The 1,644-nt window shown below is 68.4% G+C and carries 1 protein-coding gene; it reads left to right on the top strand.

Annotation, left to right across the window (positions count from 1 at the left end):
- Positions 1 to 1,644, top strand: a 1,644-nt coding sequence (locus ACLQ3C_RS21375) for a condensation domain-containing protein (RefSeq protein ID WP_425707100.1), incomplete at both ends; no start/stop codon positions are given.

The following is a 1,644-nucleotide window of genomic DNA, read 5'->3' as shown; positions in this document are numbered from 1 at the left end:
GGCTCGGGTGGCTGATGTGTTCGGGGTGTCGGTGTCGGTGCGGGATGTGTTCGATGCACCCACCGTCGAAGAACTCGTCGACCTCGTGACCACGCGGGACCACGGCCTGACACCGATCGAGGCCGTGTCGCGACGGCCGGCAGAGATCCCGCTGTCGTTCGCGCAGTCCCGGATGTGGTTCATCAATCGGTTCGAGCCGGGCAGCGCAACCTACAACATCCCCGCGTTTCTCCGGCTGAGCGGGACACTGGACCTCGTCGCCCTGCGTCGCGCAGTCGAGGACGTCGTCGCCCGCCACGAGGTACTGCGCACGACATTCCCCGCCGTCGACGGGACACCGGTACAGGTGATACACCCCGCCCACCGGGTGGCTGCGGAGCTCGATTGGGCCGTCGTCGCCGACTCACAAGAGCTCTCCGAGGCGGTGACCACCGGGTTCGACGTCACCGAATCCTGGCCGCTGAGGGTGCGCGTGTCGCCGGTGGGCCCCGACGAACACATCGTGGCGCTCGTCGCCCATCACATCGCCGCAGACGGCGAGTCGATGCGCCCGCTCGTGGCCGATCTGGTGACCGCCTACCTTGCCCGCGCGGCGGGTGAGACACCGGACTTCGCCCCGCTGGCAGTGCAATTCGCCGATTACGCGATATGGCAGCACGAGGTCCTCGGTGATCCCGCCGACCCGGAATCGGTGGTGGGGCGACAGTTGACGCACTGGGTTGCCGAACTGAGCGGCCTTCCCGACGTCATCGATCTGCCGGCAGATCGGCCGCGTCCGGCCGTCGCCTCACATCGCGGTGCCCGCATGCAGATGGCCATCCCCTCTCACGTCGCGGCGCGAATAGCCGCGACGGCCGCCGATCGTGGCGTCACGGCGTTCATGGTCGTCCACGCCGCACTCGCGGTGCTGCTCGCGCGACTGTCCGGAGGTACCGATATCGCCGTCGCGACACCGGTTTCCGGCCGTGGGCGGGCCGTACTCGACCCGCTCGTCGGGATGTTCGTCAACACCCTCGTCCTGCGCTCCGACGTCGATCTCGGTGAGTCGTTCGCCGATCTCCTCGACCAGGTGCGAGTGGCCGACCTCGACGCATTCACCCATGCGGACGTCCCGTTCGAGACCATCGTCGACGCGCTGGACCCGGTGCGCTCCGAGGCCTTCGCGCCGCTGGCTCAGGTCATGCTCTCGACGGAGTCGGGTATGACCGCAGACCAGACGGTGCGCGTCGACTCGCTGGAGGTGGCGCCGGTCGCGGTTCCGAGCGTTTCCGCGCAACTCGACCTCGCCGTCACGGTGACGACCGCACCGCACGACGGCGACTGGCAGTGCTCGATCGTCTATGCCACCGACCTGTTCGACGACGCGACCATCTCGGCCTTCGCAGATCGTTTCATCGCATTGTTGGACGGACTCACCGCGGCGCCGGACACCGCCGTCGGAGACGCGCCGCTGATCTCGCCTGCCGAGACGGCCGCCGTCCTGGATGCCGGGACCGGACCGATCGCTGCGCCCATCACCGACACGGTCGCTGATGCTGTTGCGGCGCAGGTGGTTCGGTCGCCTGGTGCGCCTGCGTTGTGGTGTGCGGGTCGGGTGGTGTCGTATGCGGAGTTCGGTGCTCGGGTGGCGGTGTTGGCGCGTGA

The organism is Gordonia sp. DT30 (assembly GCF_049844915.1).
Taxonomy (GTDB): Bacteria; Actinomycetota; Actinomycetes; order Mycobacteriales; family Mycobacteriaceae; genus Gordonia.
Note: the sequence above shows the minus strand (reverse complement) of the source record. Positions and strands in the feature narration are given on the sequence as shown.